The following is a 26,452-nucleotide window of genomic DNA, read 5'->3' as shown; positions in this document are numbered from 1 at the left end:
CGAGGATGACGACGGGGCAGTCCGGAGCGAACGCTCCGGACCGCAATCGTGGGCGCGAGCAGCCACGGCGCCCGCGACGTCGGGCGGCCTACGGAGATCTGACATACGCATCTACGAAGATCTAATGCACGCAACAGCGAAAACCAGCAACCACCCAGCAAGCCCCTTCAATTCACCTTCGCGCCCGAGACCTCCACGGCCTGCTTCCAAGCCGCCAATTCCCGCTCGATGTGCGCGCCGAACTCCGCCGGCGTGGAGCCTGTCACCTCATAGCCGTATCCGGCCAACTGCTGCTTCAGCGCCGGCGTCGATACCGCCTCTGCAATCCCCTTGCTCAGCGTATCCACCACCGCCCCTGGCGTGCCCGCCGGCGCCAGCACTCCGTACCAGCCGTTCACCACGAAGCCGGGCACGCTTTCCGCGACGGTGGGGACGTCGGGCAGCAGCGGCGAACGGCGTTCGCCGGTGACTGCGATGGCTTTCAGCTTTCCCGCCTGCACTTGCGGCAGCGACGTGGAAATGCTGTCGAACATCAGCGACACCTCGCCGCCCAGCAAGGCGACGACTGCCGGGCCGCTGCCTTTGTAGGGGACGTGCATCATGTCGGCGCCGGTCTGGTTCTTGAACATCTCGGCGGCCAGATGGCTGGTGTTGCCGTTGCCGGCCGAGGCGAAGCTGAGTTTGCCGGGATGGCTTTTGCCGTAGGCGATCAGTTCTGGAATGGTGTTGGCGGGCGTGGACAACGGCGCGGCCACGAGCATGGGCAAGGTGGCGACCAGCGATACCGGCGCGAAATCCTTGCGCGTGTCGTACGGCAGCGATGGGTACAGGCTGGGGTTGATGGTGTGCGCGGCCAGCACCATCAGCAGCGTGTAGCCGTCGGGCTTGGCGCGCGCCAATTGAGCAGAGGCGATGGCGCCGCCCGCGCCCGGCTTGTATTCCAGCACCACCGGCTGGCCCCACTTTTTCTGCAGCTCCGCGCCCAGCGGGCGCGCCAGCATGTCGGCGCTGCCGCCCGGTGGATAGGGGATCAGCAGCGTGATGGGCTTGTCGGGATAGGTCTGCGCGGCGTGCGCCGCGCCCAGGCTGAGCAGGCCTGCCGACAGGGCGGCCAGGATCGGGCGGATCATCGGGAACTCCTTTGCCCGGCATCGGGCGCAAGACTTCATTCGTAGCGGGGTACGCCGGCGCCATCCAGCACGATGGTGCGCGGCGTCTGCGGGAAATGCAGCGGCGCATCGGTGACCGAGCGCAGGAAGGTTGCGCTGACGCCCTGCTTCATGGCGTGCACGCACAGGCCCTCCGGCGCGACGTCGATGACGGCCAGGTCGGTGTAGATGCGCGACACCACGCCCTTGCCGGTCAGCGGATAGGTGCATTGCCTGAGCAACTTGGGCGTTCCGTCGCGGCCGCGGTGCTCCATGGTGACCAGCACCTGTTTGGCGCCGACGGCCAGGTCCATTGCGCCGCCCACCGCCGGGATCGCGTCGGCCGCGTCGGTTTTCCAGTTGGCCAGGTCGCCCTGCTCGGAGACCTGGAACGCGCCCAGCACGGCATAGTCCAGGTGGCCGCCGCGCATCATGGCGAACGATATGGTGTGTTCCGTGATGGACGCGCCCTGCAACAGCGTGATGGGCTGGCGGCTGGCGTTGATGAGGTCCGGGTCGATCTGTTCTCCCGCCGCGGCGGGGCCCATGCCAAGGATGCCGTTTTCGCTGTGCAGCAGAATTTCGCGGCCGGGCGGCAGGTAGTCGCCAACCAGCGTCGGCATGCCAATGCCCAGATTGACGATGGAGCCGTCGGGAATATCGCTGGCCAGCAGTTGTGCGATCTGCTGCCGGGTCAAGCCGATGATGTCTTGCATGTCAGGCCTCCACCCGCACCACGGACTTCACGAAGATGCCCTGCGTCATGATCTGTTCCGGCGCCAGCGCGCCCAGCGGCACGATCTCGTCGACCTGCGCGATTGCGTGGCCCGCCGCCATGCACATCACCGGGTTGAAGTTGCGCGCGGCGTGCCGGTACATCAGGTTGCCCCAGCGGTCGCCCAGGTGTGCGCGTATCAGCGCGTAGTCGGCCCGCAAGGGCTGCTCAAGCACATAGCCGATACCGTCGATGACTTCCTGGCGCCGGCCCTGCGCCAGTTCGGTGCCGTAGCCGGTAGGCGTGTAGAACGGCCCCAGGCCCGCGCCGGCGGCGCGCAGCCGTTCCGCCAGGGTGCCCTGAGGCACGCATTCCAGTTCGACCTCGCCGGCGCGATAGGCCCGGGCAAAGGCTTCAGAATTGGGCGGGCGGGGATGCGAGCAGATGATCTTCCTAACCTGCTTGCGTATCAGGAGGGCGGCGATGCCGCGATCGAACGTGCCGGCGTTGTTGGAGATGATGGTGAGGTTGCGCTGCCCCGATTCCGCCAGGCATTGCAGCAGTTCATAGGGCACGCCCGCTTCGCCGAAACCGCCCACCAGCACCGATGCGCCGTCCGGTATCACCGCTACGGCCTGCTTCAGGGATGCCTGTATCTTGTCGATCAATTATTGCTCCTGCACAAGGCCCGCCGCGTCCACGATGGCTTTCCAGCGGGCACGTTCCTGGTCGATGAAGGCAGCGAATTCGGCGGGCGTGTTGCCGCCGGCCTGCCCGCCCATGGCCCGGAAGCGTTCGCTGATCTCCGGGCTGCGCACGACGTCGCGCGTGGCGGCGTACAGCTTGTCGATCGCTTCCGGCGGCGTGCCCGCGGGCGCGACCAGGCCGAACCACGCGGTGACCACCATGTCCTTCACGCCGGCCTCGGCCATCGTGGGCACGTCGGGCAATTCGGCCAGGCGCTTGTCGCTGGTGACGGCCAGCGCGCGCAGCTTTCCGGACTGGATATACGGCATGGAGCTGGGCAGGTTGTCGATCATGAAGGTGAACTGCTGGCCCAGCAGCGCGGCCACGGCGGGGCCCGCGCCCTTGTAGGCGACATGGGTGCCGGCGATGTCCGCGCGCTGCTTGAACAGTTCGGCGGACAGGTGCGGGGACTGGCCCGCGCCCGAGCTGCCGAAGGACACCTTGGCCGGATCCCGCCTGGCCTGCGCCAGCAGGTCGTTCACCGAGCGCGCCGGCGAGGCTTCGTTCACGACCAGCACGTTGGGCACCGAGATCACCAGCGTCACCGGCGCGAAGTCGGACGGCTTGTAGGGCAGCGTCTTGTAGAGCGCGTAGTTGATGGCGTTGGGGCCGATGTTGCCCATCAGCAGCGTGTAGCCGTCGGGCTTGGCGCGCGCCAGCGCCTGCGCGCCGATGATGCCTGCCGCGCCGGCGCGGTTTTCCACGACGACCTGCTGTCCGAGCCTGGCGGACAGCTTGTCCGCGATCAGGCGCGCCGAGATGTCGGTGGTGCCGCCGGGCGCGGCGGGAATGATGAGAGTGATGGGCCGTTCAGGCCAGGCCGCCTGCGCCGGGTTCGCGATGGCGATGGCCATCGCGCCGGCCGCCAGCCAGCGATGCGCGCAACTCATGCTTGTCTCCGTGCGTGACCATGGATTGGTCAACTTGTGAACATGAGTGTGGGCGCGGCACGGTCAAATGCCTATTCTGGAATCCGGAGGTGAGACTTCGCCTGGGCTTAAGAGCGCGGGCTGGCGCGCGCGTCCGGTCAGCGCGTTGAAAAGCCGCTCGCTTCCTGCTGAAGCAGCCCCCACAGCCGGGCCAGCACGGGTCCGTGGGGCCGGTCGGTTCGGCGCGCCGCCACCAGTTCTTCGGTGCTGCCCGGCAGGCGGCGGCCGGCGATGGAGCGCAGACGGCCGTCGCGCAATTCTTCTTCGACCAGAAAGCGCGGCAGGTGTCCCCAGCCCATCCCCTGCAGGATGATCTCTTTCTTCATGAGCTGGTCGGGCACCGTGCACTGCGGCGCACCGTCGATCATGAAATAGTCGGGCGACGGAGTATGCCGGGCGGTGTCGCGCATGACGCACTGCGTGTAGCCGCGCAGCGCGCGCGGGTCGATGCCTTTTGCGCCGGCGTCGGGCAGGTAGCCGGGCGCCGCGACCGGAATGAACGGCACCCTGGCCAGGTCCAGCCATTCAATGCGCGGATCGCGCTTGTCCACGCGGTGCAGGATCAGGTCGGCGTCGCCGTCCAGCAAACGCTCTTGCGGACCGCCGACAGCCTCGAAATGCAGGTGCAGCCGCGTGGCCGGACAATCCGCGAAAAAGCGGCTGAGCAGCCCCAGCGTCTGCGGCCTCGGGCAGAAGTCGCCGACCACCACGTGCAGTTCGCTTTCTTCGCCCATCGCCAGTTGCTCTGCATGGGCGCGCAGGCCATCGAATTCTTGCAGCAGCGCTTGCGCGCGGCGGTGAAACGACGTCCCCGCGGGCGTGGGCCGCACGCGGTAGCCGCTGCGGTCCAGCAGCGCCAGGCCCAGTTGCCGCTCGAGCTTGGCGACGGCGGCGAACACGGCCGGATGCGAGCGGTGCAGCGACGCGGCCGCCGCCTGGAAGCCGCCGGCGCGCACCACGGCGTCAAAGCACTGCAGATCGTGCAGCGTGAATTCGCTCATTTCAGCTTTTCCTACAAAGACTGTGCGAACTTTGTAATTTTTTCCTGGGCGCCGCGCAACTACGCTGCAAGTCATCCCAACCCGGAGACTTGCCATGGAAACCCTTTCTTCCTTCACCACCGGCGACGGCGTTCGCATCGCCTACCGCTACGACGGCGACGCCGCGCTGCCCACGCTGATCCTGTCGAACTCCATCGGCACCACGCTACACATGTGGGACGCCCAGATCCCCGCCCTGTCGCGCACGTACCGCGTGCTGCGCTACGACACGCGCGGACACGGCGCATCCGGCGCGCCCCAAGGCGCATATTCGCTTGACCGGCTGGGGCGCGACGTCGTCGAGCTCATGGACGCGCTGAGCATCGGCCGCGCACATTTCCTGGGCCTGTCGCTGGGCGGCATCATCGGGCAGTGGCTGGGCGTGCATGCGCCCGACCGGATCGACCGCCTGGTGCTGGCCAATACGTCGGGCTACCTGGGCCCGGCCCCGCAATGGGACGAACGCATTGCCGCCACGCTGCAGGCGCCCGATATGACGGATACCGCGGCGACATTCCTGGGCAACTGGTTCCCCGCCGCCATGCTGCAGGCGGGCGGTCCCGTCATCGACACCTTTCGCGCAATGCTGCTGACCACCGACCGCCATGGTCTGGCCGGCGCGTTCGCGGCGGTGCGCGACATGGACCTGCGGCGCACGGCCGCGCTGATCGACCGGCCGACGCTGGTGATCGCCGGCCGCGACGACACGGTGACGGCGGCCAGCCACGGCGAGCGCATCGCGGCCACCGTGCCGGGCGCAAAGCTTGTGGTCCTGCCGGCGGTGCACTTGTCCAACGTCGAACGGCCGGCGGAGTTCCTGGACGCGGTGCTGACGTTCCTGGCGCAACGGGACCGGTAGCGGCCCTGCAGGGGCTATTCCCCCGCCCGCTCCCAGCGCCGCTGGATGGCCTTGGCCGCCACCACGCCGTCCGCCATCGACGTCACCACGCAGGGATGCATGCGGTGTGCGACCTCGCCGATCGCGTAGATGTCGGGCACGCTGGTTTCGGCGGTAGCGAAATCGGTGCGGATGTAGCCGCGTTCGTCGCGGGCCAGCCTGAGGTCGTCGGCGAACGCGGCCTGGGGTTCCCAGCCGTAGAACACCAGGATCAGGTCGTATTGCCTGCCGTCCACGCTGCGGGACGCCGGATCCACCTTGTAGGGTCCGATGCGCACGCCCTCGCGGCCCGCGCGCGTGACCCACTGCTGCTGGGCCCGGACGCTGCGGGCGTACAGGTGAACGGCGCGCGCGCCGCGGTTGCGCACGTAGACGTAGTTTTCGAAGGCGTTGTCGCCCCCGCCCAGCACCGCCACGGACAGGCCGGAATAGTCCTGCGCGACGATGGGCGAACCCGGGCCGATCAGCACGCCGGGCCAGGATGAGCCCGGCGGATGTTCGGGCAGGCCCTTGGCGCGCACGCCGGACGCGATGACCAGTGTGCGGGCGCGGACCAGGGATTCGTCCCCCGCCGGGCCGGCCAGCGTGGCCTCGATGCCGCCTTTGCAGGGCCTGACGCCCGTCACGCGGGTTTCCAGGCGCAGCGGCACGTTCGCGGCGCGCACGCTGGTGTCGATGTTGGCCGCCACCTGCTGCCCGGTCACCCCTGGCAGGACGGCGATCCAGTCGTCGGCGAACGGATTGTCATTGCCCAGGCCGCCCAGGCGGGGGCCGGTCTCGACCAGGAGCGGGGACAGACCCAGGCGCGCCAGCCAGAGGGCGCAGGAAGCGCCGGCCGGGCCGCCGCCTACAATGACCGAATCGTGCATCTGTTGCATTTCACCCCTTAATGACAGCGCCGGCGCCTCGCGGGCGCCCGGACATGGCCGGATTGTAGCCAGCGCGCCCCCCTGTTCCGCCGCCGCCTTACAATTCCGGCTATTCCACCCAGGTTTTCATCATGCCCACTCGCCGCATCATTCTTTCCGGGCTTGCGCTCGACGCCCGCATCGGCATCCTCGAACACGAGCGCCGCGCCACCCAGCCCCTGCATGTCGACGCCGACTTCGACGTGGACATCCAGCGCTCGGTCGACGACCACGACATCCACAGCGTGCTGGACTATCGCCGCCTGCGCGAGGCCATCGTCGAAGAATGCACCCAGGCGCACGTGAACCTGATCGAAACCCTGTCCGAACAGGTTGCGGCGCGCCTCCTGGCGGATTTCCAGGAAATCCGCGCGCTGCGCCTGCGCATCAGCAAGCCCATGGCCTTCTCCGACTGTGCGGCGGTGGGCGTGGAAATCCAGATCACCCGTTGACCATGAACGATATCGCTCTCCCCGGCGTGCAATTCCGCACGCCCGCCGACGAAAAGGCGCGCCACGAAGGCAACAAGCTGACCAAGCGCCTGGCGCGCGAGACCACCCGCGCCCTTTCCGACTACAACATGATCGAAGAAGGCGACCGCGTCATGGTCTGCCTGTCGGGCGGCAAGGATTCGTACGCCATGCTGGACATCCTGCTCCAGCTGCAAAAGCGTGCCCCGTTCAAGTTCGAGCTGATCGCGGTCAACCTGGACCAGAAGCAGCCGGGCTTTCCCGACCACATCCTGCCGCAGTACCTGAAAGAACTGGGCGTGCCCTTCCACATCGAGACGCAGGATACGTATTCCATCGTCACGCGCGTGCTGGAAGAAGGCAAGACGATGTGCTCGCTCTGTTCGCGGCTGCGCCGCGGCATCCTGTACCGCGTCGCATCCGAACTCGGCGCCACCAAGATCGCGCTGGGCCACCACCGCGACGACATCCTGGCCACGTTCTTCCTGAACCTGTTCTACGGCGGCAAGGCCAAGGGCATGCCGCCCAAGCTGGTGTCCGACGACGGCCGCCACACGGTGATCCGCCCGCTGGCCTACATCGCCGAAACCGACCTGATCGCCTACGCGGAACTCAAGCAGTTCCCCATCATTCCCTGCAATCTCTGCGGTTCGCAAGAGAACCTGAAGCGCAAGGAAGTGGGCCGCATGATCAAGGAATGGGACAAGCAGCATCCCGGCCGTTCCTGGAACGTCTTCAACGCGCTGTCGCGCGTGGTGCCGTCGCACCTGATGGACCGCGACCTGTTCGACTTCGTGGGCCTCAAACCCACGGGCGTGCCGGACGCCAACGGCGACACGGCGTTCGACACGGTCGATCCCGACGAGGATGCGGACGAGGCCTGCGGCGATACGCCGCAAGCGCTGGAGCCGGGCGGCATCGTTGAGAAGAAGGTGCTGTTTTCGCGCGGGTGATGGCGCCGGAAGGCGAAAAAATGGGGCTGCGCATGCAGCCCCTTTTTCTTGCCTGTGTCTGACACCCAAGTGAGACGGGCTTCATGCAGTCAAGGCCGCATTCCATAGTATTCAAAGGGCTGGCACCCGGCGGGTATTTGGCGGGTTCTCAAGTAGTCGCTCAGACATGCGATGTTTGCTTCGACCTGCATTTTTTCCCGTTCGGACAAGGTGTCGAGGACACTGTCTGCGGCCATCACAGAGCGATACTGCAACAGCGCATAGTCCATATCCCGATCCACCCCAAGCGTCGTATCCCCGCGCCTGGCTCGGATTTCACCGAGCATGCGCAGACTTGCGGTCACATACTCCGTCAACACTTGCGGACTTGGATAGCGAATAGCGCTCTCGCCGAATGATTTTGCGGCCGCTGACCAGTCCTTATTGCTTTTGTACTTCAGCCCCTCGCCGTAAGAGAACGCGGCTTCCTTTTTTTCCAGGCCGCCGGGATGTTTCCGAAGCCATTCAGAGACTGTGTCTGGCTCGGACAAATTCTCCTGCGTCAAGACTTCGGCGGTCGGCACGGGCCCGGCATTGGCACAGCCCATCAACGCCACGAACGCGCCGTTAATCAACCACAGCGACCGTACCGACTGTTTTCCCATCATTGCCTCTGCTCAGGATTAGATGAAGATAAAGTTGTGTCCAGCGATTTGCATCGACGGTAATACACCCCGCACTGGCCGCTCCTGGATGCAAATAGCGGTCATTGTTAAGCGCTACCGCATTTCCTCTTCCCAAGTAAAACCAGCTCTTGGCGAACTCGGAGCGACTCACATAGTTAGCGCCACCAGAGTGCGGAAAATCTGGAATTTGGATCGGATGCGTGCCCACCGGTATGACGTTTATTCTTGACGTGATAGCCGCAACTTCCTGGCCTGCCCAGGTGAGCAATTTGCGACTTAAGCTAAATTTCAGCCGAGCCGCAGGCTTGTATCCAGGATTGCCAGTCCTGAGATATCCAGCCACCACGGAACATTTTCTTCCTGCGTGAACACCCTCTCGCACGGTAAAAAAGTCTCGCCCACCCGCCGAGCTTTCGTAATTGACTCTCAGATATTCCGGTAGCGAAATTTGTGTGCCCGATGGCTCCAACTTGACCCTCAGCCATCCAGACGTTCCGTTGGCGACATACCGTTCCCGAGACATCAAGAGCCCCCTACTTGTCCAGTTGATCGACCATGCAACATGGTTCGTTAATTACGGCGAAGGAAGCTAATAAACTTCCGGCGCCGTCACACTAGAGGACTGTATAGGGACGCTCAAATAAAGCTATAGGCGTTGTCTGATAGCGGATCAACTATCGACCCAATCTGTTCGTTCCGGCATTCCTTTCAATGACTCCAGGGTGTTCGCCCTGCATGTCATCTCGAAAAGGCCGAAACGCACAAGCGCATCACGTCCGGCCACCGGATGTCGGCGGTACACAGCTGCCATTTACCCCGCGTTCAACACACGGATCGGCGTGCCCGCCGCCCACGCCTTCACCGCCTCCAGGCAGTTCTGGTAGAACGCCTCGAAGTTCTCGCGGCTGACGTAGCCCAGGTGCGGCGTGAGGATCACGTTGTCCAGGTCGCGCATGTTGTCGGTGGGGGACAGCGGTTCCTCGGCGTAGACGTCCAGGCCGGCGCCCGCGATGCGGAACTTCACCAGCGCGTCCGTCAGCGCGTCCTGGTCGACCAGGCCGGCCCGCGACGTGTTGACCAGGTAGGCGGTGGGCTTCATCGCGGCCAGCGCTGCGGCGTCCACCACGTTGCGGGTGCGTTCGGACAGGATCAGGTGCAGGCTGACGACGTCGGAGGTGGAGAAGAGTTCGTGCTTGTCCACGCGCTTGACGCCGGCGGCCTGGGCGCGCTCGTCGGTCAGGTTGGGGCTCCAGGCCACGACGTCCATGCCGAAGGCCAGGCCGACCTTGGCCACCGCCGCGCCCAGCTTGCCCAGGCCCACCACGCCCAGGCGCTTGCCGGCCAGCGGTTCGGGCATGCCCGTCTGCCACATGCCGCGGCGCATGGCGGCGTCTTCGGCGGGCAGGTGCTTGAACAGCCCAAGGATGTGGGCCCAGGCCAGTTCGGCCGTGGCGGTGTTGGCGTCGGCGCTGCCGGGCGCGCCGGACACGGTGACGCCCTGCTCGGCGCAGGCCTGCATGTCGATGGCGTTGTTGCGCATGCCCGTAGTGACCAGCAGGCGCAGCTTGGGCAGGGCGCGGACGCGGGCGGCCGGGAACGGGGTGCGCTCGCGCATGGCGACGATCACGTCGAAGGATTCGAGTGCGGCCTCGACCTGGTCGTCGGGAATGAAGCTGTTGAAGATCTGCACCTCGGCGTCGCCGCCCAGCGAGGTCCAATCCGCATAGCGCCGGGCTACGTCGTGGTAATCGTCGAGAATTGCGATTTTCAAGTCTTGTCTCCGGGTGGTGTGGCGCAATCCGCGCCACCCACCCGGGCCGGCGCGACGTGCGCCGGTCAGTTCAAACGGGCCTTGAGCTGGTCCAGCGGCAGCGCGCCGCTGATGCGCGAGCCGTCGGCAAAGAACAGGGTCGGCGTGCCGCGGACCATCAACTGCTGGCCCAGGGCCAGCAGCTTGTCCTCGGGCACGTCGCAATTGGCGGAGGGCGGCGTCTTGCCGCGCAGCATCCAGTCGTCCCAGGCCTTGCCCTGGTCCTTGGCGCACCAGACATTGCGCACCTTGACCTTGGAATCGGGCGAGAGGATGGGATACAGGAAGGTGTAGACGGTCAGGTTGTCCACGTCTTCGAGCGTCTTGCGCAACTGCTTGCAGTAGCCGCAGTTGGGGTCTTCGAAGATCGCGACCTTGCGCGAGCCGTCGCCCTTGACCTGCTTGATGGCCAGATCCAGGGGCAACTGGTCGAACGTGACGGCGCTGAGCTTTTCCTGGGATTCGCGGGTGACGTCGCGGCGGGTCATGGCGTCGATCAGCGGTCCTTCCATGACCCAGGTGACGCCTTCGTCGGTGTAGATCAGGTCCATGCCCAGCTGCACTTCGAACAGGCCATAAGGCGTGCGGCGGACGGTCGTGACGTTCATGCCGGAGAACCGCTGCTGAAAGCGATCTTTGACGGCGGCCGACTGCGGATCCAGTTCGGTGGTGGAGACGCTTTTCTGGCCCTTGTCCGCTTGCCCCACGGACGTCGTGGACACGGACTTGCCGTCCTGGGCGGAGGCCGTCCCGGACAGACCCAGGCCGGCGGCCAGAAAACCTGCCGCCAGCGTGGCGGAAATGCGGAATTTCATCAGTGCTCCTGAACTTGTCTTTCGTGTTCTCTGGCGGAAAGCGTAACCGATCCGGCCTTGCGTCCCCGGTGTGCAGCCGGGACGGCGATGCCTATCAGACGGCCAGCCGCCCCCCAAGGTTCCGCCAGGCGCCCCAAGGGCGTTCCTAGTTGGTGGACGCCCCGGAGATCAGGCGGCGTTTGATCAGCGGCGCCCGCTCGACCCAATGCATGCCGGCGTTGCGCAGCCAGACCAGCGGCGTGGCCTTGGACCCGAACAGCTTGTGCAGGCCATCGGTGGCCAAGCGCATGGCCAGTACCGGCTCGGCCCGCGCCCGCTGGTAGCGGTGCAGAACGCGCAGGTCGCCGGCCTCGCGGAAGGGCTCGCGCCCCGCCACGATGCGGGCCAGCGCTTCGACGTCGCCCAGCCCCAGGTTGAGTCCCTGCCCCGCCAGCGGATGCAGGCGGTGCGCCGCGTCGCCGGCCAGCGCAATGCCGGGGGCCACCATCTGGGCGCGCTCAAGCGTCAGCGGAAAGCCATGCAGCTTGCTGCGGACCTTCAGGCTGCCCAGCCGGCCTTCGGCGGCCTCGGCCAGCAAGGTTTCCAGCCGGGCGGCCTGCGCCTCCTGGGGCAGCGCCAGCAACTCCTGGGCGCGTTCGCTGCGCATGGACCAGACCATCGACACCTGCGGACCGTCGACGGTATCGGGCAGCGGCAGCAGGGCCAGCACGCCGTCGTCGCGGAACCACTGGAACGCGGTGCCGTGGTGCGCAAGTTCGGCGTTCAGGTGCACCACCAGACCGGTGTCGTCGTAAGACGAGGATTCGTGCTTGAGGCCGGCGGCGGCGCGCAGCGGCGACGCCGCGCCGTCGGCGCCCACGAAGAGTTCAGCCTGGATGCGGGCGCCGCTTTCGGTTTCGATGGCGCCGGCGTGATACCCCGTGCAGCGGTCTTCCAGCCAGGCGATGCCGAACATGCGCACGGCCTGGATCAGCACGCGCTCGATTTCGCCGGATTCCACGATCCAGGCCAGTTGCGGCAATGCGGCCTGCCAGGCGTTCAGATTGACCTGACCGTCGGCGTCGCCGTGGATTTCCATGGCCTGGACCGGCATCAGGCGCGACGCGGGCATCGCGTCCCACACGCCCAGCTCGGCCAGGAAACGCTGGCTGGCGGGCGAGATGGCGTAGACGCGCGGGTGATAGCGGTTGGGATCGGCGGGGGGGACGGACGCGCGCGGCGCCAGCACGGCGACGCGCTGGCCGCGCCGGGCCAACGCCAGGGCGGTGGACAGGCCGACGATGCCGGCCCCGCAGACTACGATCTGATGGCTCATCTTGCGGAAGGCTCCCCGGCCTGTTTGGGCCACAACAGCCACATCTGGCCGCGCTGCTTCATGCGGCCGGCCTGCTGGCCGGCTTCTTCGCCGTAACCCCAATAGAAGTCGGCGCGCGCCGCGCCCCGGATGGCCGTGCCCGTGTCCTGGGCGAACACCAGGCGCTGCAGGGGCCGGTCGGAGGCCGGGAAGGTCGTGGCCAGGTATACCGGCGTGCCCAGGGGCACGAAAGTCGCGTCCACGGCCACCGAGCGCCTGGGCGACAGCGGAATGGCGTAAGCGCCCTTGGGCCCCTGTTCGGGATCAATCACCGGCTCTTCGCGGAAAAACACCACGGCCGGATTGGCGTTGAGCATTTCGGGGACGCGCTTGGGATTGCGCTGCGCCCAGGCCCGGATGTTCTGCATCGACGCCTGGTCGGCGGTGAGCTCGCCGCGGTCAATCAGCCAGCGGCCGATGGACGCGTAGGGCTGGCCGTTGTGGTCGGCGTACGCGACGCGGATGGTCTTGCCGGCGTCGGGACCGTCGGTCAGCTGCACGCGGCCCGATCCCTGCACCTGCAGGAAGAAGTTGTCGACGGGGTCGTCCACCCACACCACCACGGGCGGGCGGCGGCCGGACGACGATTCGATGGCGGCGCGGGTGTCGTAGGGCACCACGCGCTTGCCGTCCAGCTTGCCGCGCACGCGCTTGCCGGCCAGGTCGGGGTAGACCGACCCCAGGTCGATCGTCAGCAGGTCGGCCGGCACCGCGTACAGCGGCCATTGGTAGGGACCGCCCTGGCGGCGCGAGCCGCGCACCAGGGGTTCGTAGTAGCCCGTCACCGTATTGGCGGCCGGCTTGCCGTCGGCGGCGTTCAGGCGCCAGGGCTGCAGGTAGGTCTGCAGGAATCGGCGCACGGCCTCGCCGTCGGCCGCGTTGGGCGCGCGGGCCGGATCCACGGCCGCGGCGCACACCGGCTGCCAGGCGCGCGGCGTGGCGCGCGCGGGCGCGGCCAGGTTGCCGCTGGTGGGCCGCATCAGCCCCTTGCAGTTGCGCAGGAAAAGGGGCCAGAACTGGGACAAGTCATCAGTGGCCCAGCCGGGCATCTCGGCCCAGGTCCCTGGCTTGAACTTGCCAGCCAGGCTACGCGGCGCGGTGTCGGGCAAGGCCGACAGCGACGGCACCACGAGCGGACCATCGGCCGCCGGCGTGCGGGCGCCGGGAGTGGCGGGAAGGCCGGATTCAGGGGGAATATCCGAAGGGGTGGAACATGCCGCCAGCAGGACCGACAGCACGGACAGGCTAAGAATGCGCTTCATGAGCAGATGGAAAGACGTGCAACGGGTGGCCGGGCCATGCTCAGTGCAGGGTGCGCGGCATGGCCAGGACGAATTCGGAGATCGGCACTTCGAACGGAATGCCGTTCTCGCCGACGCAGTGATAGATGCCGCGCATCGTGCCCACCGGCGTGGGCAGGGGACAGCCGCTGGTGTATTCGAAGGTTTCGCCCGGCGCGAGCAGCGGCTGCTGCCCGACAATGCCCAGGCCGCGCACTTCCTGCACGCGCTGGTTGCCGTCGGTGATGATCCAGTGGCGGCTGATCACCTGGGCGGGATGTTCGCCGGTATTGGTAATGCGGACGGTGTAGGCGAACACGAACTGCTGCTCGCCGGGATCGGACTGTTCGGGCACGAAGCGCGGAGAGACGGTGACGCTCAGGTCGTAAGGTTTCACAGTCCTTCCCTGTGTGGCTGCAGGCGGGCGGCCGGATTCCGGCGCCGACGCTTGAAATGACGCAGATTTCGGACCCGCGGGAGCGGACCATTCCCGATACCGCGGCTCAAACTGCAATAATGGCACATTATGCCCTTCCCGACCCCGAACATCATGTCCAAGCAAACGGCCTCCACCCGCATCACCCCCAGCATCCTGTCGGCTGACTTCGCCCGGCTGGGCGAGGAAGTCCGCAACGTCGTCGCCGCGGGCGCAGACTGGATCCACGTGGACGTGATGGACAACCACTATGTCCCCAACCTGACCATCGGCCCGATGGTGTGCGCGGCGATCCGCCCGCACGTCCAGGTGCCGATCGACGTGCACCTGATGGTCGAGCCGGTGGACGCGCTGGTGCCCCAGTTCGCCAAGGCCGGCGCCGACTACATCAGCTTCCACCCGGACGCCAGCCGCCACGTGGACCGCACGCTGTCGCTGATCCGCGAAAGCGGCTGTAAGGCCGGGCTGGTCTTCAATCCGGCCACCCCGCTGTCCTACATGGACTACGTGATGGACAAGATCGACCTGGTCCTGATCATGTCGGTGAACCCGGGCTTCGGCGGCCAGAGCTTCATCCCCGGCGCGCTGACCAAGCTGCGCGAAGCCCGCGCCCGCATCGACGCCTGGATGCAGGCCGGCGGCCAGGAGATCGTCCTGCAAGTGGACGGCGGGGTCAAAATCGACAACATCGCGGAAATCCGCGCCGCCGGCGCGGATACGTTCGTGGCGGGCTCGGCCATCTTCGGCAAGCCCGACTACGCCGGTATCATCAAGGCCATGCGCGAGCAGATCGCCATCGGCGAAACCACCGCCATCTAAGACACAGGAAACCGACATGACCGCTTTTCGCGCCGCGCTGCTGGACCTGGACGGAACCCTGCTCGACTCCATTCCCGACCTGGCCTTCGCGGCCAACGCCATGCGCGTCGAACTTGGCATGATCGCGCTGCGCGAAGACGTCGTGGCGACTTTCGTGGGCAAGGGCGTGGACAACCTGGTGCGCCGCAGCCTGGCCGGCTCGCTCGATGCCGCCGACCCGACGCCCGAAGCGTTTGCCCGCGCCCGCGAGGCCTTCTACCGCCATTACCACCTGGTCAACGGCGAGCGCGCGCAGGTCTATCCCGGCGTCCTGGAAGGCCTGAAGCTCATGCGCGACCAGGGGCTCAAGCTTGCGGTGGTCACCAACAAGCCCACGGAATTCACCCTGCCGCTGCTGCAACGCACTGGCCTGGCGGGCTTTTTCGACGCCGTGGTCTGCGGCGACACCTGCGAACGCCGCAAGCCCGACCCCGACCAGGTGCACCACGCCTGCGACCTGCTGGGCGTAACCCCCGCCGAGGCCGTGACCATCGGCGATTCCATCAATGACGCGCAGGCGGGCCGCAGCGCCGGCACGCAGGTGCTGGTGGTGCCTTATGGCTACAACGAAGGACGGGACGTGCGCGAGCTGGATGTCGATGGTATAGTTGACACGCTTGTCAACGCCGCCCAGTGGGTTGCGCTCTGGAATCAGAACCAGAACGCCGCAAAAATCCCGGCCTGAGCGGCAGGCTTGCACCGATACCGCATCCAAACCGCGAATTCACTGAATACCCGTCAATGAACGTTTCCATCCAGAACCAAATGCTCGGCGCCTCGTGGCGCTGGTGGCGTTTGTCTTCCGGGTGGCGATGATCCCTTCCCGGCCCTAGACGCGACTTTGCCGCCTAGCGCCGACACTGTGTAAACAGAGCCAAACCCGGAACCAGTTACCTGGACCGGGTTTTTTGTTGCGCGCCCGGTCCGAAAGCAAACACCGCTTACGAGACCCGACATGACCGAAATCGAATTCAAGGCCCTTGCGGCGCAAGGCTACAACCGCATCCCGCTGGTCGCCGAGACCTACGCCGACCTGGACACGCCGCTGGGCATCTACCTGAAGCTGGCCCATTCGGGCCCCCTGGCCGGCCGCATGACCTGCCTGATGGAATCGGTGGTGGGCGGCGAGCGCTTCGGCCGTTATTCGTTCATCGGCCTGCCGGCGCGCACGGTGATCCGCGCCAGCGGCACCCTCACCGAAGTGCTGCACGACGGCAAGGTCGTGGAAACCCACGATGGCGATCCGCTGGCCTTCATCGAGCAATACCAGAGCCGCTTCAAGGTGGCGCTGCGTCCGGGCATGCCGCGCTTCTGCGGCGGCCTGGCCGGCTACTTCGGCTACGACACCGTGCGCCACATCGAGCCCTGCCTGGGCCCGGCGGTCAAACCCTTTCCAGCCGGCATGGAAGGCGGCACGCCTGACCTGATGCTGATGCACGTGGACGAATTGGTCATCGTCGACAACCTGGCCGGCCGCATCTACCTGATGGTCTACGCCGATCCGAGCCAGCCCGAAGCCTACAGCCGAGCCCAGCAGCGCCTGACCGACCTGCGCGCGCGCCTGCGACGCCCCGTGGAAATCCCCTACAGCCACGCCAGCATGCAGACCGAAGAGCGGCGCGACTTCAAGAAAGAGGACTACCTGGCGGCGGTCCTGCGCGCCAAGGAACACATCGCCGCCGGCGACCTGATGCAAGTGCAGATCGGCCAGGTCATCGCCAAGCCCTTCCGCGACTCCCCCCTCTCCCTCTACCGCGCCCTGCGGTCGCTCAATCCCTCCCCCTACATGTACTTCTGGAACTTCGGCGACTTCCAGGTAGTGGGCGCATCGCCCGAAATCCTGGTGCGCCAGGAGCGCACCGTTGAAAACGGCGAGCCCAAGTCCCAGATCACCATCCGCCCGCTGGCCGGCACCCGCAAGCGCGGCGGCACGCCCGAGGAAGACGCCGCGCTGGCCGCCGAGCTGAAGGCCGACCCCAAAGAGATCGCCGAGCACGTCATGCTGATCGACCTGGCGCGCAATGACGTGGGCCGCGTCGCCCAGGTGGGCAGCGTGAAGGTCAGCGACACCATGGTCATCGAACGCTACTCGCACGTAATGCACCTGGTGTCCAACGTCACGGGCACCCTGAATCCGGGCATGAGCAGCATGGACGTGCTGCGGGCGTCGTTCCCGGCGGGCACGCTGACCGGCGCGCCCAAGGTCGAGGCCATGAAGATCATCGACGAACTGGAACCCGTGCGCCGCGGCATCTACGGCGGCGCGGCCGGCTACCTGAGCTACGGCGGCGAAATGGACGTGGCCATCGCCATCCGCACCGGCGTGATCAAGGACGGCACGCTCTACGTGCAGGCGGCCGCCGGCATCGTGGCGGATTCGAATCCCGAAGCCGAATGGGCCGAAACCGAAGCCAAGGCCCGCGCGGTGCTGCGCGCGGCCGAGCAGGTGCAGCACGGCCTGGACGAACCCATCTGAGACCGGCGGCAACCGCCCCCCGCTTACCGCCCGGGCCGCAGGACGGCCCCGAGGAGAAAAAAATGCTGTTGATGATCGACAACTACGATTCCTTTACCTACAACCTGGTGCAGTACTTCGGCGAACTTGGCGTCGACGTGCGCGTGGCCCGCAACGACCAGATCACCCTGGAAGAAGTCGCCGCGCTGAACCCCGACCAGATCTGCGTGTCGCCCGGCCCCTGCTCGCCGGCCGAGGCGGGCATCTCGGTGCCGCTGATCCAGGCATATGCCGGCAAGAAGCCCATCCTGGGCGTCTGCCTGGGCCACCAGGCAATCGGCGCGGCCTTCGGCGGCGACATCGTGCGCGCGCAGCAGATCATGCATGGCAAGACCATCCAGCTCTCGCACACCGGCACCGACATCTTCCAGGGCCTGCCCACGCCTTACACTGTCATCCGCTACAACTCGCTGACCATCGACCCGGCCACCCTGCCGGACTGCCTGGCGGTCACCGCCACGGCCCCGGATGGCGACATCATGGGGGTGCGACACAAGACCCTGCCGCTTTACGGGGTACAGTTCCACCCCGAATCCGTGCTGAGCGAGCATGGCCACGCCCTGCTGCGCAATTTCCTGAACCTCGCCTAAGAAGGACGCATCGTGACTATTTCCCCCACCGAAGCGCTGACGCGCTGCATTGAACACCGCGAAATTTTCCACGACGAAATGCTGCACCTGATGCGCATGCTGATGCGCGGCGAAATGTCGCCGCAGATCGCCAGCGCGCTGCTGATGGGCCTGCGCGTCAAGAAAGAAACCATCGGCGAGATCACCGCCGCAGCCCAGGTCATGCGCGAGTTCGCCACGCCCGTGGTCACGCCCAACCCCAACGACCTGCTAGACATGTGCGGCACGGGCGGCGACGGCAGCCACACGTTCAACATCTCGACCACCGCCATGTTCGTGGCGGCCGCCGCAGGCGTGCCCATCGCCAAGCATGGCAACCGCAGCGCCTCGTCGTCCAGCGGCAGCGCCGACGTGCTGGAGGCCCTGGGCGCCAACCTGACGCTGAGCCCCGAGCAGGTGGCCGAGTGCATCCAGGAGACCGGCATCGGCTTCATGTTCGCGCCTGCCCACCACGGCGCCATGAAGAACGTTGCGGCCGTCCGCAAGGAGCTGGCCGTGCGCACCATCTTCAACATCCTGGGTCCGCTGACGAATCCGGCCGGCGCCGCCAACCAGCTGATGGGCGTGTTCCACCCCGACCTCGTCGGCATCCAGGTGCGCGTGCTGGAGCGCCTGGGCTCGCGCCATGTGCTGGTGGTGCATGGCAAGGACGGCATGGACGAGGCCTCGCTGGGCGGCGCCACCATGGTCGGCGAACTCAAGGACGGCAAAGTCCGCGAGTATGAAATTCATCCCGAGGACTACGGGCTATCCATGATGTCCAACCGCAGCATCAAGGTGTCCAATCGCGAGCAGTCGCGCGAGCTTGTCATAGAGGCGCTGGAAAATGTCGAGGGCGCGGCCCGCGACATCGTCGCCCTCAACGCCGGGCTTGCCATCTATGCCGGCAACAAAGCCGATTCCATTCCCGAAGCCTTAGCGCTAGCATTTGAACTAATTTCCACCGGCGCGGCGCGAGCCAAGCTGGAAGAATTCTGCGCATATACCCGGACTTTCCAGAAATGAACGATATTCTCGCGAAGATCCTCGCCGTCAAGGTCGAGGAAGTCGCCGCCGCCCGCCAGATGCGCAGCGAAGCCGAAGTCCTGCGCGAAGCGCAGGCGCGCCAGGACGTGCGCGGCTTCGCCCAGGCCATCGAAGACAAGATCTCGCAGGGCAAGGCCGGCGTCATCGCTGAAATCAAGAAGGCATCGCCGTCCAAGGGCGTCATCCGCGACGCCTTCGCGCCCGCCGAGATTGCGGCCACCTATGCCGTGCACGGCGCGGCCTGCCTGTCGGTGCTGACCGACGTGCAGTTCTTCCAGGGCTCGCACGACCACCTGCGTCAGGCCCGCGCGGCGTGCTCGCTGCCCGTGCTGCGCAAGGACTTCGTGATTGATCCCTACCAGATCATCGCCGCGCGCGCGATGGGCGCGGACTGCGTGCTGCTGATCGTGGCCGCGCTCACGCCCGCTCAGTTGCGCGAATACGAAACCCTGGCCATCGAACTGGGCATGGACGTGCTGGTGGAAGTGCACGACGCGCAGGAGCTCGAGGTTGCGCTGACGCTCAAGACGCCGCTGCTCGGCATCAACAACCGCAACCTGCGCACGTTCGAAACCACCTTGCAGACCACGCTGGATCTCTTGCCGCGCATTCCCGCGGGCAAGCGTGTCGTGACCGAAAGCGGCATCCTCAAGCCGGAAGACGTCAAGCTGATGCGCGACCACAAGGTCGACGCCTTCCTGGTCGGCGAAGCGTTTATGCGCGCCAAGGATCCGGGCGCCGAGCTGGCCCGCCTGATCGGTTGATGCATTGATCGGCTGAACCGCGCGCGCCGCCCGCAGGGGCGGCTGCCGCCGGCCCAAAAAAAGCCCGCAGCCGTCAGCGCGGCCGGCCCAGGCCCAGCGCCGCGGCGCGGCGGTAGACCGTGCTGCGGTGCACGCCCAGTGCGCGCGCCGCGCGGCTGACGCTGCCGCCGTGCGCGTCCAGGGCATTGCGTATCGCGGCGTCCGTCATGGCCTGCAGGCCGGCCTCGCCGCCTGCCGCCGGCGCGGCGGCTGCCACGCTGCGCAATTCCGCGGGAAGCATCTCGGCGTCCACTCTGCCGGCGGGCCCCGCCAGCACATGCAAGGTGCGCAGCACCGACACCAGCTGACGATAATTTCCCGGCCACGAATAGGCGGCCAGGACGGCCTCGATGGCCGGCGGCAACGCCGGTCCCGCGCCCTGCGCGGTCCAGAGGCCGCGCAGCAGTTCCAGCCGGTCGGCGCGTGCGCGCAGGGGCTCCAGCGTGACGGTGTATTCGGCAATGCGGAAATACAGGTCCGGGCGCACGGGCGCATCCGGGCCTTCATGGGCAAGCGGCCGGTGCGTAGCGCACACCAGCGTGAAGTCCACCGGCACGGGCCGGGCCGCGCCCAGCGGCGAGACCTCGCGCGTCTGCAGTACGCGCAACAGCCGCGACTGCAGCAACAGCGGCATGTCGCCGATCTCGTCCAGGAACAGCACGCCGCCATGCGCCTGGCGCAGCAGGCCCTTGCTGCCCTGCCGGCGCGCGCCGGTGAACGCGCCGTCTTCGTAGCCGAACAGTTCGGATTCGATCAGGCTTTCCGGCAAGGCGGCGCAGTTCACCGCCACGAAGGGGCCTGACGCCCGCTTGCCGCGCGCATGCATCTGCCGCGCGAACACTTCCTTGCCCACGCCGGTTTCGCCCTGCAGCAAGATCGACACGCCCGCATCCGACAGGTGCACCGCGCGCGCCAATGCGCCCAGGGTGCCGGCGTCGAAACTGAAAGCGGCCGCAGGCGTTGCGCCGGCAGCCGGCGGCGGCGTGGACACGGCCGGCGATTTGGGCGCCCGCGTGCGCGGCCAGCGCAGCCGCGCGTGATATGCCGCGCCCTGCCGCGTGTGCACCCGGCCGGCCGCGTCGGGGCAGCGTTCGATGTCGCCGTCGAAGACGTCCCCGTAGCGGTACACGCCCAGCGCCGTGGCGGCCAGCCCCAGCGCTTGCAGCGCGCGACGGTTCGCGCCCACCAGCAGGTCTCCCTGGAACGCCAGCAGCGCCTCGCCCGGTTCGCCCAGGCCGGCGTGGGTTGCGTGCAGGCGCAGCACGGCGCACTGCTCGTAGGCCTGCTCGAACAGCTGGTGTTCGATGCGGTCCACGGCCTCGCGCACCAGCGCCAGCACATCGGGGCGGATGTCGCGCGCCTGGCTGGACAGATCCAGCACGCCCAGCGTGCGGCCCTCGCTGTCGGTGATGGGAACGGCTGCGCAGGTCAGGATGCGATTGGGTTCGAAATAGTGTTCCGCGCCGTGCACGGCAATGGGCCGGCCTTCGACCAGCGCGGTGCCGATGGCGTTCGTGCCGGCGGCGGCTTCGTCCCAGGGTGCGCCCGGCATCAGCGCCACGCGGGAGGCGCGGTGGGCGAAGCCGGCGTCGCCGTCCGAGTCCAGCACCAGGCCCTGCGCGTCGGACAGGATCACAAGATTGCCGCTGCCGCCGGCCTGGCGGCGCAGAAAGGAAATGGCGGGTTCGGACATCCGGCGCAGCGCCTCGTTGCGCTGCTGGGCCTCGCGCAGTTCGCCCTGCGTCATGAGTTCCGCGCGGCGCACGCCGCGCATGTCGAAACCCAGGTCGGCGCAGCGGCGCCACGACCGCAGGATGGGTTCGGCGACGATGCCGCCGGGCACCGCGCCCTGCTGGTTGAATAGCAGGCGCGCCTGCGACAGCGCGTGCCGACGGGATTGAGTGGCCATGCATGTCTCCTAGGACGGGCGTTCTGCGACACCTGTTCCGCGACGCTGTCGCAATAAGCGACAACAGGGGGGGGAGGGGAAGCCCCCACGCCGCGCCCGCTGTGCGGGCTAGCTGCCCCCCAAGGGGGCTGCTTTGCCTTGGGGCGGCCCGGCGGCAAAGCTCTCCTGCGCGCGGAAATCTACTTTCGCACGCGTGCGGCGGGCTGTCCAGCCGGGATGCCCCGACTGGCATGCGGTTTGCTTGATGCTGGGCAGGCACCCACTGCCGCCACCACAACGATACGGAGACAAAGATGGATATCGCGACCCGCGTTACCCCGGAAACCTATGGCACCCGCCTGGACCTCAAGACGCAGTACGACAATTTCATCGACGGAAAATGGCAGAAGCCCGCGGATGGCGAGTACTTTGACAACGTCACTCCCGTCACCGGCCAAACCCTGACCCGCAACGCCCGCTCCAAAGAGCGCGACATCGAACTGGCGCTGGACGCCGCGCACCGCGCCGCGCCGAAATGGGGTTCGACCCCGGCAGCGGAGCGCGCCCGCATGCTGATGCAGATCGCGGACGTCATGGAAGCCAACCTGGAACGCCTGGCCACGGCGGAAACCTGGGACAACGGCAAGCCCATCCGCGAAGCCCGCGCCGCCGACATCCCGCTGGCCATCGACCACTTCCGCTACTTCGCCTCGTGCATCCGCAGCCAGGAAGGCTCGCTATCCGAGGTCGACCACGATACGGTGGCGTATCACTTCAACGAGCCGCTGGGCGTGGTGGGCCAGATCATCCCGTGGAACTTCCCCATTCTGATGGCGGCGTGGAAGCTGGCGCCCGCCCTGGCCGCCGGCAATTGCGTGGTGCTCAAGCCCGCCGAACAGACGCCGCTGGGCATTCTGCTGCTGATGGAACTGATCGGCGACATCCTGCCCCCGGGCGTGGTGAACGTCGTGACCGGCTTCGGCCTGGAAGCCGGCAAGCCGCTCGCTTCCAGCAAGCGCATCGCCAAGATCGCCTTCACCGGTGAAACCACCACCGGGCGCCTGATCATGCAGTACGCCTCGCAGAACATCATCCCGGTGACGCTGGAGCTGGGCGGCAAGTCGCCCAACATCTTCTTTGCGGACGTGGCAGCTCAAGACGACGACTTCCTCGACAAGGCCGTCGAAGGGTTCGTCATGTTCGCGCTGAACCAGGGTGAAGTGTGCACGTGCCCCAGCCGCGCGCTGATCCAGGAGTCGCTCTACGACAAGTTCATGGAACGCGCCCTGAAGCGCGTGGCGGAGATCAAGCAGGGCAACCCGCTGGACGCCGACACCATGCTGGGCGCGCAGGCGTCCACCGAGCAGCTTGAAAAAATCCTGTCCTACCTGGACATCGGCAAGCAGGAAGGCGCCGACGTGCTGGCCGGCGGCGCGCGCGCGCAGATGCAGGGCGCGCTCGAAGGCGGCTATTACGTGCAGCCCACGGTGTTCAAGGGCCACAACAAGATGCGCGTCTTCCAGGAGGAAATCTTCGGGCCGGTGGTGGCGGTCACCACGTTCAAGGACGCCGACGACGCGCTGGCGCTGGCCAACGACACGCTCTACGGGCTGGGCGCGGGCGTGTGGTCGCGCGACGCGAACACCTGCTACCGGATGGGACGCGCCATCAAGGCCGGCCGCGTGTGGACCAACTGCTATCACGCCTACCCCGCGCATGCGGCGTTCGGCGGCTACAAGCAATCCGGCATCGGACGCGAAAACCACAAGATGATGCTCAACCACTACCAGCAGACGAAGAACCTGCTGGTGAGCTATTCGCCGAAGAAGCTCGGGTTCTTCTGATCCGCCTGTTGCGGCAATCCGCGCGCCGGGTCCGCCCGGCGCGCCTGCGAGGAATCCGTACATGCCAGAGCACACGCCACGCGTGGTCGCGACCGACGAGGCGCGCCACCTGATCAATACCTTGCGGGCCAAGCACGGCCCGCTGATGTTCCACCAGTCGGGAGGCTGCTGCGACGGCAGTTCGCCTATGTGCTATCCGCAGGGCGAGTTCATGGTGGGCGGCTCGGACGTGCTGCTGGGCGAACTGGAGGGCTGCCCGTTCTACATGGGCGAAGACCAGTTCGCGTATTGGGAGCACACCCAGCTAGTCATTGACGCCGTGCCGGGACGCGGCGGCGCCTTTTCACTGGACAGCGCCGAAGGCAGGCGCTTCCTGTTGCGATCCCGGCTGTATTCGGACGAAGAGTGGGCGAACATCGCGCCCGTCACCAAGGGATGAATGTCCGCGGCGGGCGGCTGGCGCCCGCCGCTTCCCCTTATCCGCGCTTGCCGTGGCTCCCGTACTTGGGCGGGCCGTCCGTGTCCCCGGAGCGGTCGGCCTGCTTCCACTGAAACGACACCCGCCGGATGCGGGCGGCGCGGAATTGCGTGAACGAGCGGCCGCCCGGCATGGGCGCGCCGCGATAGGCGCTGCTTGCGTTTTTCATTGCTGAACTTGCGTTGACGAAAAAACCTGCGTTGCGGGAAAGCTCATGCGCGGGCGCGCGGCGCCCAGGCGCTGGAGGGCGCGGCACGGCGCGTCCAGTCCAGCGCGTCTTCCAGCCGGTCATTGCCCCAGAACATTTCACCGTCCACGAAAAAGGTGGGTGCGCCGAACAGGCCCAGATTGCGCGCGCGGTCCACCTGGCGGCGCAGCGCTTCCTTGGCGGCCTCGGACTTGCCGCGCGCAATCAGCGCATCGGCATCCAGCGACAGGCCCGTCAGCAATTCATGGACGACGTCTTCGGCCTGGATGTCCAGGTCATGCTGGAAATTGGCGCGGAACACCGCCAGGCAGAAGTCCCGGCCCCAGGGTTCGTCCTGGCCCAGCAGCGCGATGCGCGCGGGCAGCACGCTCATGCGCGGAAAGAGGCGCGGCCGGTTGTAGACCACGCCGTACTTTTCAGCCAGGCGGGCGATATCGCGCATCATGTAGGCGCCCTTGCCGGGGAACAGCCGGAACGGCGTGTCGTTCCAGCCCTGGGCCTGGAAGATCGGGCCCAGCAGGAAGGGCCGCAGATCGACCCGCACGCCGGCCGCCTGCGCAAGGCTGTCGATGCGCTCGATCGCCAGGTAGCTGTAGGGGCTGGCGAAATCGAACCACATTTCGATGCTGGACGTATCGGGCAAGGACGCGGTCATGGCTGGAACTCCGGATGGCCTGCGGGATCAGGGCGTAACGGCATCAACAACGAGCCGCGCCGCCCTGGGAAAGTAGCGCGACCTGCGCATCCGGCAGGCCGCTGAGGACGACGTCGCGATTGCTGCCTACGGTCAGGGATTCGCCCGCGTGCAGCACGCTGTCGTCCAAGCGGCGGTATTCGGATATCCACAAGGCGCCGGCGTGACACACGATGCGGACGCCCGAAGCGCGCTTGAGCAGCATAGTCGAACCGCCGGCCAGACGGAATGACATTCCCGCAGTGCAACATAACTGGATCATGGCGTACCTCCCGGCCGCGGCAGCGGCTATCGCAGAGGATGACGGGGATTAACGCCCCCTTCACCCAACGTCTGAGTCATATTGGACGCCTCGGCGTACTATTGCTCAAGCGACTTTTCCGCCCTACTCGCATGAGTTTTACGAATGCCATATCCGCTCGCGAAACTTCCGCCGCTTGATCTCGTCCGAGGCTTCGTCGCCGTCGGCCGCCGCATGAGCATCACCCTGGCCGCGCAGGACCTGCACGTCACGCAATCCGCCGTCAGCCGCCAGATCCGGGCGCTGGAGGCGCACCTGGGCGTGCCGCTGCTGGTGCGGGGCTTTCGCAGCGTGACCTTCACGTCGGAAGGCGCGCAGCTTTTCCGCATGGCCGACGTCTGGCTAAGCCAGCTGGGCGACCTGACCGAACAGTTGCGCGCCCCGGAGCGGCGCACGCCCGTCACCGTCACCACCACCATTGGCGTGGCTTCGTTGTGGCTGCTGCCGCGGCTGGGGGATTTCCAGGCCGCCCATCCAGACATCGACGTGCGCGTGGCCGCCGACAACCGACTCATTGATATCGACCGCGAAGCCGTCGACATCGCCATCCGCTACAGCGAGCGCGACACCGTGCCGGACGGGGCGGTGTGGCTGTTCGGGGAATCGGTGGTGCCGGTCGCGCATCCGTCGCTCAAAGTACGCGCGTTGGACGCGCGCGAATTGCAGCGCCACGTGCTGCTGGAATTCGACGACCCCACGCGGCCGTGGCTGCAATGGTCGGAATGGCTGAACGCGCGGGGACTGGGCCGCGTGCGCGCCAAAGGCATGCTGCGCTTTAATCAGTACGACCAGATCGTGCACGCCGCGCTGGCGGGCCACGGCATCGCGCTGGGCAGGCTGGCGCTGATCGCACCCATGCTGGCGGACAAGCGGCTGGCCATCGCCGGCAGCCAGGAGGCCAGCGCCACCGAACACGCCTACTGGCTGGTGCGCAACGCGCGCCGCAGCACGCCCGACGCGGACGTGGTCACGCAATGGCTGGTGGAGCAGGCGGCCGGCACGGCGCGCGACCTGACCGCCTGACGCGCAATCCGCGAGGC

At 66.9% G+C, this 26,452-nt stretch carries 28 protein-coding genes; 12 read left to right on the top strand and 16 right to left on the bottom strand.

The genetic code is table 11. From position 1 onward, the window contains the following. Nucleotides 1–167: 167 nt before the first annotated feature. The 5 genes from KYC_RS17745 to KYC_RS17725 all read right to left on the bottom strand — a co-directional run bounded on the left by KYC_RS17745 (nt 168) and on the right by KYC_RS17725 (nt 4,540). A complete protein-coding gene (locus KYC_RS17745) occupies nt 168–1,130 on the bottom strand; it encodes a Bug family tripartite tricarboxylate transporter substrate binding protein (RefSeq protein WP_008164841.1) in 963 nt (320 codons plus the stop codon). A 35-nt stretch (nt 1,131–1,165) separates the two neighbouring features. Further along, a complete protein-coding gene (locus tag KYC_RS17740) occupies nt 1,166–1,864 on the bottom strand; it encodes a 3-oxoacid CoA-transferase subunit B (RefSeq protein ID WP_008164839.1) in 699 nt (232 codons plus the stop codon). 1 nt (nt 1,865) lies between these two features. Further along, the gene (locus KYC_RS17735) at nt 1,866–2,531 is read right to left on the bottom strand and encodes a 3-oxoacid CoA-transferase subunit A (protein WP_008164837.1); all 666 of its coding nucleotides are present in this window, start codon (nt 2,529–2,531) and stop codon (nt 1,866–1,868) included. Beyond that, nucleotides 2,532–3,500 carry a Bug family tripartite tricarboxylate transporter substrate binding protein gene (locus KYC_RS17730; protein WP_008164835.1) on the bottom strand — a complete coding sequence of 323 codons (969 nt, stop codon included), beginning with the start codon at nt 3,498–3,500 and terminating at the stop codon, nt 2,532–2,534. It abuts the gene before it with no gap. Between the two features lie 137 nt (nt 3,501–3,637). After that, on the bottom strand, nt 3,638–4,540 hold the full coding sequence (locus KYC_RS17725) for a LysR family transcriptional regulator (protein WP_008164833.1): 903 nt from the start codon (nt 4,538–4,540) through the stop codon (nt 3,638–3,640). 94 nt (nt 4,541–4,634) lie between these two features. On the opposite strand from KYC_RS17725, the gene pcaD reads away from it, so the two are divergent. Further along, on the top strand, nt 4,635–5,438 hold the full coding sequence (pcaD, locus tag KYC_RS17720; RefSeq protein ID WP_008164831.1) for a 3-oxoadipate enol-lactonase: 804 nt from the start codon (nt 4,635–4,637) through the stop codon (nt 5,436–5,438). Nucleotides 5,439–5,452: 14 nt separating this feature from the next. Here pcaD and KYC_RS17715 read toward each other — a convergent pair whose 3' ends face one another. Beyond that, entirely contained in the window at nt 5,453–6,355 is a 903-nt protein-coding gene (locus KYC_RS17715) for an NAD(P)/FAD-dependent oxidoreductase (protein ID WP_043518788.1), read from the bottom strand. Nucleotides 6,356–6,477: 122 nt separating this feature from the next. On the opposite strand from KYC_RS17715, the gene folB reads away from it, so the two are divergent. Then, nucleotides 6,478–6,837 carry a dihydroneopterin aldolase gene (gene folB / locus KYC_RS17710; protein ID WP_008164827.1) on the top strand — a complete coding sequence of 120 codons (360 nt, stop codon included), beginning with the start codon at nt 6,478–6,480 and terminating at the stop codon, nt 6,835–6,837. Between the two features lie 2 nt (nt 6,838–6,839). Continuing rightward, the gene (gene ttcA, locus KYC_RS17705; protein WP_008164824.1) at nt 6,840–7,808 is read left to right on the top strand and encodes a tRNA 2-thiocytidine(32) synthetase TtcA; all 969 of its coding nucleotides are present in this window, start codon (nt 6,840–6,842) and stop codon (nt 7,806–7,808) included. Between the two features lie 89 nt (nt 7,809–7,897). On the opposite strand, the gene KYC_RS28420 is transcribed toward ttcA, so the two are convergent. From KYC_RS28420 to apaG, 6 genes are all read right to left on the bottom strand, one after another. Further along, nucleotides 7,898–8,455: a hypothetical protein gene (locus KYC_RS28420; RefSeq protein ID WP_008164822.1), complete on the bottom strand. Its 558-nt coding sequence runs from the start codon at nt 8,453–8,455 to the stop codon at nt 7,898–7,900. 829 nt (nt 8,456–9,284) lie between these two features. Beyond that, entirely contained in the window at nt 9,285–10,244 is a 960-nt protein-coding gene (locus KYC_RS17695; protein WP_008164821.1) for a D-2-hydroxyacid dehydrogenase family protein, read from the bottom strand. 65 nt (nt 10,245–10,309) lie between these two features. Next, on the bottom strand, nt 10,310–11,098 hold the full coding sequence (locus tag KYC_RS17690; protein WP_008164820.1) for a DsbC family protein: 789 nt from the start codon (nt 11,096–11,098) through the stop codon (nt 10,310–10,312). Nucleotides 11,099–11,243: 145 nt separating this feature from the next. Next, nucleotides 11,244–12,413 (bottom strand): UbiH/UbiF family hydroxylase, encoded by a 1,170-nt coding sequence (locus KYC_RS17685; RefSeq protein ID WP_008164819.1) that lies wholly within the window; start codon nt 12,411–12,413, stop codon nt 11,244–11,246. Further along, a complete protein-coding gene (gene mltA / locus KYC_RS17680) occupies nt 12,410–13,714 on the bottom strand; it encodes a murein transglycosylase A (protein ID WP_008164818.1) in 1,305 nt (434 codons plus the stop codon). Before mltA ends, KYC_RS17685 begins: the two co-directional genes overlap by 4 nt. 40 nt (nt 13,715–13,754) lie before the next feature. After that, the gene (apaG, locus tag KYC_RS17675; RefSeq protein WP_008164816.1) at nt 13,755–14,129 is read right to left on the bottom strand and encodes a Co2+/Mg2+ efflux protein ApaG; all 375 of its coding nucleotides are present in this window, start codon (nt 14,127–14,129) and stop codon (nt 13,755–13,757) included. Between the two features lie 129 nt (nt 14,130–14,258). Here apaG and rpe point away from each other — a divergent pair, with 129 nt between their 5' ends. The 6 genes from rpe (at nt 14,259) to trpC (ending at nt 19,960) form a co-directional block, all read left to right on the top strand. Continuing rightward, nucleotides 14,259–14,987 carry a ribulose-phosphate 3-epimerase gene (rpe, locus tag KYC_RS17670; protein ID WP_008164815.1) on the top strand — a complete coding sequence of 243 codons (729 nt, stop codon included), beginning with the start codon at nt 14,259–14,261 and terminating at the stop codon, nt 14,985–14,987. 16 nt (nt 14,988–15,003) lie between these two features. Further along, nucleotides 15,004–15,711 carry a phosphoglycolate phosphatase gene (locus tag KYC_RS17665; protein ID WP_008164814.1) on the top strand — a complete coding sequence of 236 codons (708 nt, stop codon included), beginning with the start codon at nt 15,004–15,006 and terminating at the stop codon, nt 15,709–15,711. Nucleotides 15,712–15,981: 270 nt separating this feature from the next. Beyond that, entirely contained in the window at nt 15,982–17,502 is a 1,521-nt protein-coding gene (gene trpE / locus KYC_RS17660) for an anthranilate synthase component I (RefSeq protein ID WP_008164813.1), read from the top strand. A gap of 62 nt (nt 17,503–17,564) precedes the next feature. Continuing rightward, nucleotides 17,565–18,131, top strand: a complete 567-nt coding sequence (locus tag KYC_RS17655) for an aminodeoxychorismate/anthranilate synthase component II (protein WP_008164812.1) — start codon at nt 17,565–17,567, stop codon at nt 18,129–18,131. 12 nt (nt 18,132–18,143) lie between these two features. Next, nucleotides 18,144–19,175 carry an anthranilate phosphoribosyltransferase gene (gene trpD / locus KYC_RS17650; protein ID WP_008164810.1) on the top strand — a complete coding sequence of 344 codons (1,032 nt, stop codon included), beginning with the start codon at nt 18,144–18,146 and terminating at the stop codon, nt 19,173–19,175. Beyond that, entirely contained in the window at nt 19,172–19,960 is a 789-nt protein-coding gene (trpC, locus tag KYC_RS17645) for an indole-3-glycerol phosphate synthase TrpC (RefSeq protein WP_008164809.1), read from the top strand. The genes trpD and trpC overlap by 4 nt, the downstream gene beginning before the upstream one ends. Before the next feature lie 73 nt (nt 19,961–20,033). Here trpC and KYC_RS17640 read toward each other — a convergent pair whose 3' ends face one another. After that, nucleotides 20,034–21,908, bottom strand: coding sequence for a sigma-54-dependent Fis family transcriptional regulator (locus tag KYC_RS17640; RefSeq protein ID WP_008164808.1), 1,875 nt, complete (start codon nt 21,906–21,908; stop codon nt 20,034–20,036). Nucleotides 21,909–22,201: 293 nt separating this feature from the next. Between KYC_RS17640 and adh the strand changes: the two genes are divergently transcribed. Together adh and KYC_RS17630 are read left to right on the top strand one after the other, a co-directional pair. After that, nucleotides 22,202–23,731: an aldehyde dehydrogenase gene (adh, locus tag KYC_RS17635; protein WP_008164807.1), complete on the top strand. Its 1,530-nt coding sequence runs from the start codon at nt 22,202–22,204 to the stop codon at nt 23,729–23,731. Between the two features lie 61 nt (nt 23,732–23,792). After that, nucleotides 23,793–24,170 (top strand): DUF779 domain-containing protein, encoded by a 378-nt coding sequence (locus tag KYC_RS17630; RefSeq protein ID WP_008164806.1) that lies wholly within the window; start codon nt 23,793–23,795, stop codon nt 24,168–24,170. A gap of 37 nt (nt 24,171–24,207) precedes the next feature. Here the strand turns inward: KYC_RS17630 and KYC_RS29685 are convergent, their stop codons facing one another. From KYC_RS29685 to KYC_RS17620, 3 genes are read right to left on the bottom strand one after another with little or no spacing between them, the layout of a single operon-like run. Beyond that, nucleotides 24,208–24,378 carry a hypothetical protein gene (locus tag KYC_RS29685; protein WP_008164805.1) on the bottom strand — a complete coding sequence of 57 codons (171 nt, stop codon included), beginning with the start codon at nt 24,376–24,378 and terminating at the stop codon, nt 24,208–24,210. 43 nt (nt 24,379–24,421) lie between these two features. Next, nucleotides 24,422–25,072 carry a 2-hydroxychromene-2-carboxylate isomerase gene (locus KYC_RS17625; RefSeq protein WP_008164803.1) on the bottom strand — a complete coding sequence of 217 codons (651 nt, stop codon included), beginning with the start codon at nt 25,070–25,072 and terminating at the stop codon, nt 24,422–24,424. A gap of 43 nt (nt 25,073–25,115) precedes the next feature. Beyond that, complete coding sequence (locus KYC_RS17620) at nt 25,116–25,346, bottom strand: DUF2917 domain-containing protein (RefSeq protein WP_008164802.1); 231 nt, start codon at nt 25,344–25,346, stop codon at nt 25,116–25,118. Between the two features lie 171 nt (nt 25,347–25,517). Between KYC_RS17620 and KYC_RS17615 the strand changes: the two genes are divergently transcribed. Beyond that, complete coding sequence (locus KYC_RS17615) at nt 25,518–26,435, top strand: LysR substrate-binding domain-containing protein (protein WP_008164801.1); 918 nt, start codon at nt 25,518–25,520, stop codon at nt 26,433–26,435. Nucleotides 26,436–26,452 lie beyond the last annotated feature (17 nt).

The sequence above is a fragment of the Achromobacter arsenitoxydans SY8 genome (assembly GCF_000236785.1).
Classification (GTDB): Bacteria; Pseudomonadota; Gammaproteobacteria; order Burkholderiales; family Burkholderiaceae_B; genus Achromobacter; species Achromobacter arsenitoxydans.
The sequence above is the reverse complement of the archived record's forward strand: the minus strand, read 5'-3'. Positions and strand labels throughout refer to the sequence as shown.

Excerpts from the sequence above, each read along its gene's own strand:
- KYC_RS17745 (WP_008164841.1), bottom strand. The coding sequence starts at position 1,130 with ATGATCCGCCCGATCCTGGCCGCCCTGTCGGCAGGCCTGCTCAGCCTG.
- KYC_RS17740 (WP_008164839.1), bottom strand. The coding sequence starts at position 1,864 with ATGCAAGACATCATCGGCTTGACCCGGCAGCAGATCGCACAACTGCTG.
- KYC_RS17730 (WP_008164835.1), bottom strand. The coding sequence starts at position 3,500 with ATGAGTTGCGCGCATCGCTGGCTGGCGGCCGGCGCGATGGCCATCGCC.
- KYC_RS17725 (WP_008164833.1), bottom strand. The coding sequence starts at position 4,540 with ATGAGCGAATTCACGCTGCACGATCTGCAGTGCTTTGACGCCGTGGTG.
- pcaD (WP_008164831.1), top strand. The coding sequence starts at position 4,635 with ATGGAAACCCTTTCTTCCTTCACCACCGGCGACGGCGTTCGCATCGCC.
- KYC_RS17715 (WP_043518788.1), bottom strand. The coding sequence starts at position 6,355 with ATGCAACAGATGCACGATTCGGTCATTGTAGGCGGCGGCCCGGCCGGC.
- folB (WP_008164827.1), top strand. The coding sequence starts at position 6,478 with ATGCCCACTCGCCGCATCATTCTTTCCGGGCTTGCGCTCGACGCCCGC.
- ttcA (WP_008164824.1), top strand. The coding sequence starts at position 6,840 with ATGAACGATATCGCTCTCCCCGGCGTGCAATTCCGCACGCCCGCCGAC.
- KYC_RS28420 (WP_008164822.1), bottom strand. The coding sequence starts at position 8,455 with ATGATGGGAAAACAGTCGGTACGGTCGCTGTGGTTGATTAACGGCGCG.
- KYC_RS17690 (WP_008164820.1), bottom strand. The coding sequence starts at position 11,098 with ATGAAATTCCGCATTTCCGCCACGCTGGCGGCAGGTTTTCTGGCCGCC.
- KYC_RS17685 (WP_008164819.1), bottom strand. The coding sequence starts at position 12,413 with ATGAGCCATCAGATCGTAGTCTGCGGGGCCGGCATCGTCGGCCTGTCC.
- mltA (WP_008164818.1), bottom strand. The coding sequence starts at position 13,714 with ATGAAGCGCATTCTTAGCCTGTCCGTGCTGTCGGTCCTGCTGGCGGCA.
- rpe (WP_008164815.1), top strand. The coding sequence starts at position 14,259 with ATGCCCTTCCCGACCCCGAACATCATGTCCAAGCAAACGGCCTCCACC.
- KYC_RS17665 (WP_008164814.1), top strand. The coding sequence starts at position 15,004 with ATGACCGCTTTTCGCGCCGCGCTGCTGGACCTGGACGGAACCCTGCTC.
- trpE (WP_008164813.1), top strand. The coding sequence starts at position 15,982 with ATGACCGAAATCGAATTCAAGGCCCTTGCGGCGCAAGGCTACAACCGC.
- KYC_RS17655 (WP_008164812.1), top strand. The coding sequence starts at position 17,565 with ATGCTGTTGATGATCGACAACTACGATTCCTTTACCTACAACCTGGTG.
- trpC (WP_008164809.1), top strand. The coding sequence starts at position 19,172 with ATGAACGATATTCTCGCGAAGATCCTCGCCGTCAAGGTCGAGGAAGTC.
- KYC_RS17640 (WP_008164808.1), bottom strand. The coding sequence starts at position 21,908 with ATGGCCACTCAATCCCGTCGGCACGCGCTGTCGCAGGCGCGCCTGCTA.
- adh (WP_008164807.1), top strand. The coding sequence starts at position 22,202 with ATGGATATCGCGACCCGCGTTACCCCGGAAACCTATGGCACCCGCCTG.
- KYC_RS17630 (WP_008164806.1), top strand. The coding sequence starts at position 23,793 with ATGCCAGAGCACACGCCACGCGTGGTCGCGACCGACGAGGCGCGCCAC.
- KYC_RS29685 (WP_008164805.1), bottom strand. The coding sequence starts at position 24,378 with ATGAAAAACGCAAGCAGCGCCTATCGCGGCGCGCCCATGCCGGGCGGC.
- KYC_RS17625 (WP_008164803.1), bottom strand. The coding sequence starts at position 25,072 with ATGACCGCGTCCTTGCCCGATACGTCCAGCATCGAAATGTGGTTCGAT.
- KYC_RS17620 (WP_008164802.1), bottom strand. The coding sequence starts at position 25,346 with ATGTCATTCCGTCTGGCCGGCGGTTCGACTATGCTGCTCAAGCGCGCT.
- KYC_RS17615 (WP_008164801.1), top strand. The coding sequence starts at position 25,518 with ATGCCATATCCGCTCGCGAAACTTCCGCCGCTTGATCTCGTCCGAGGC.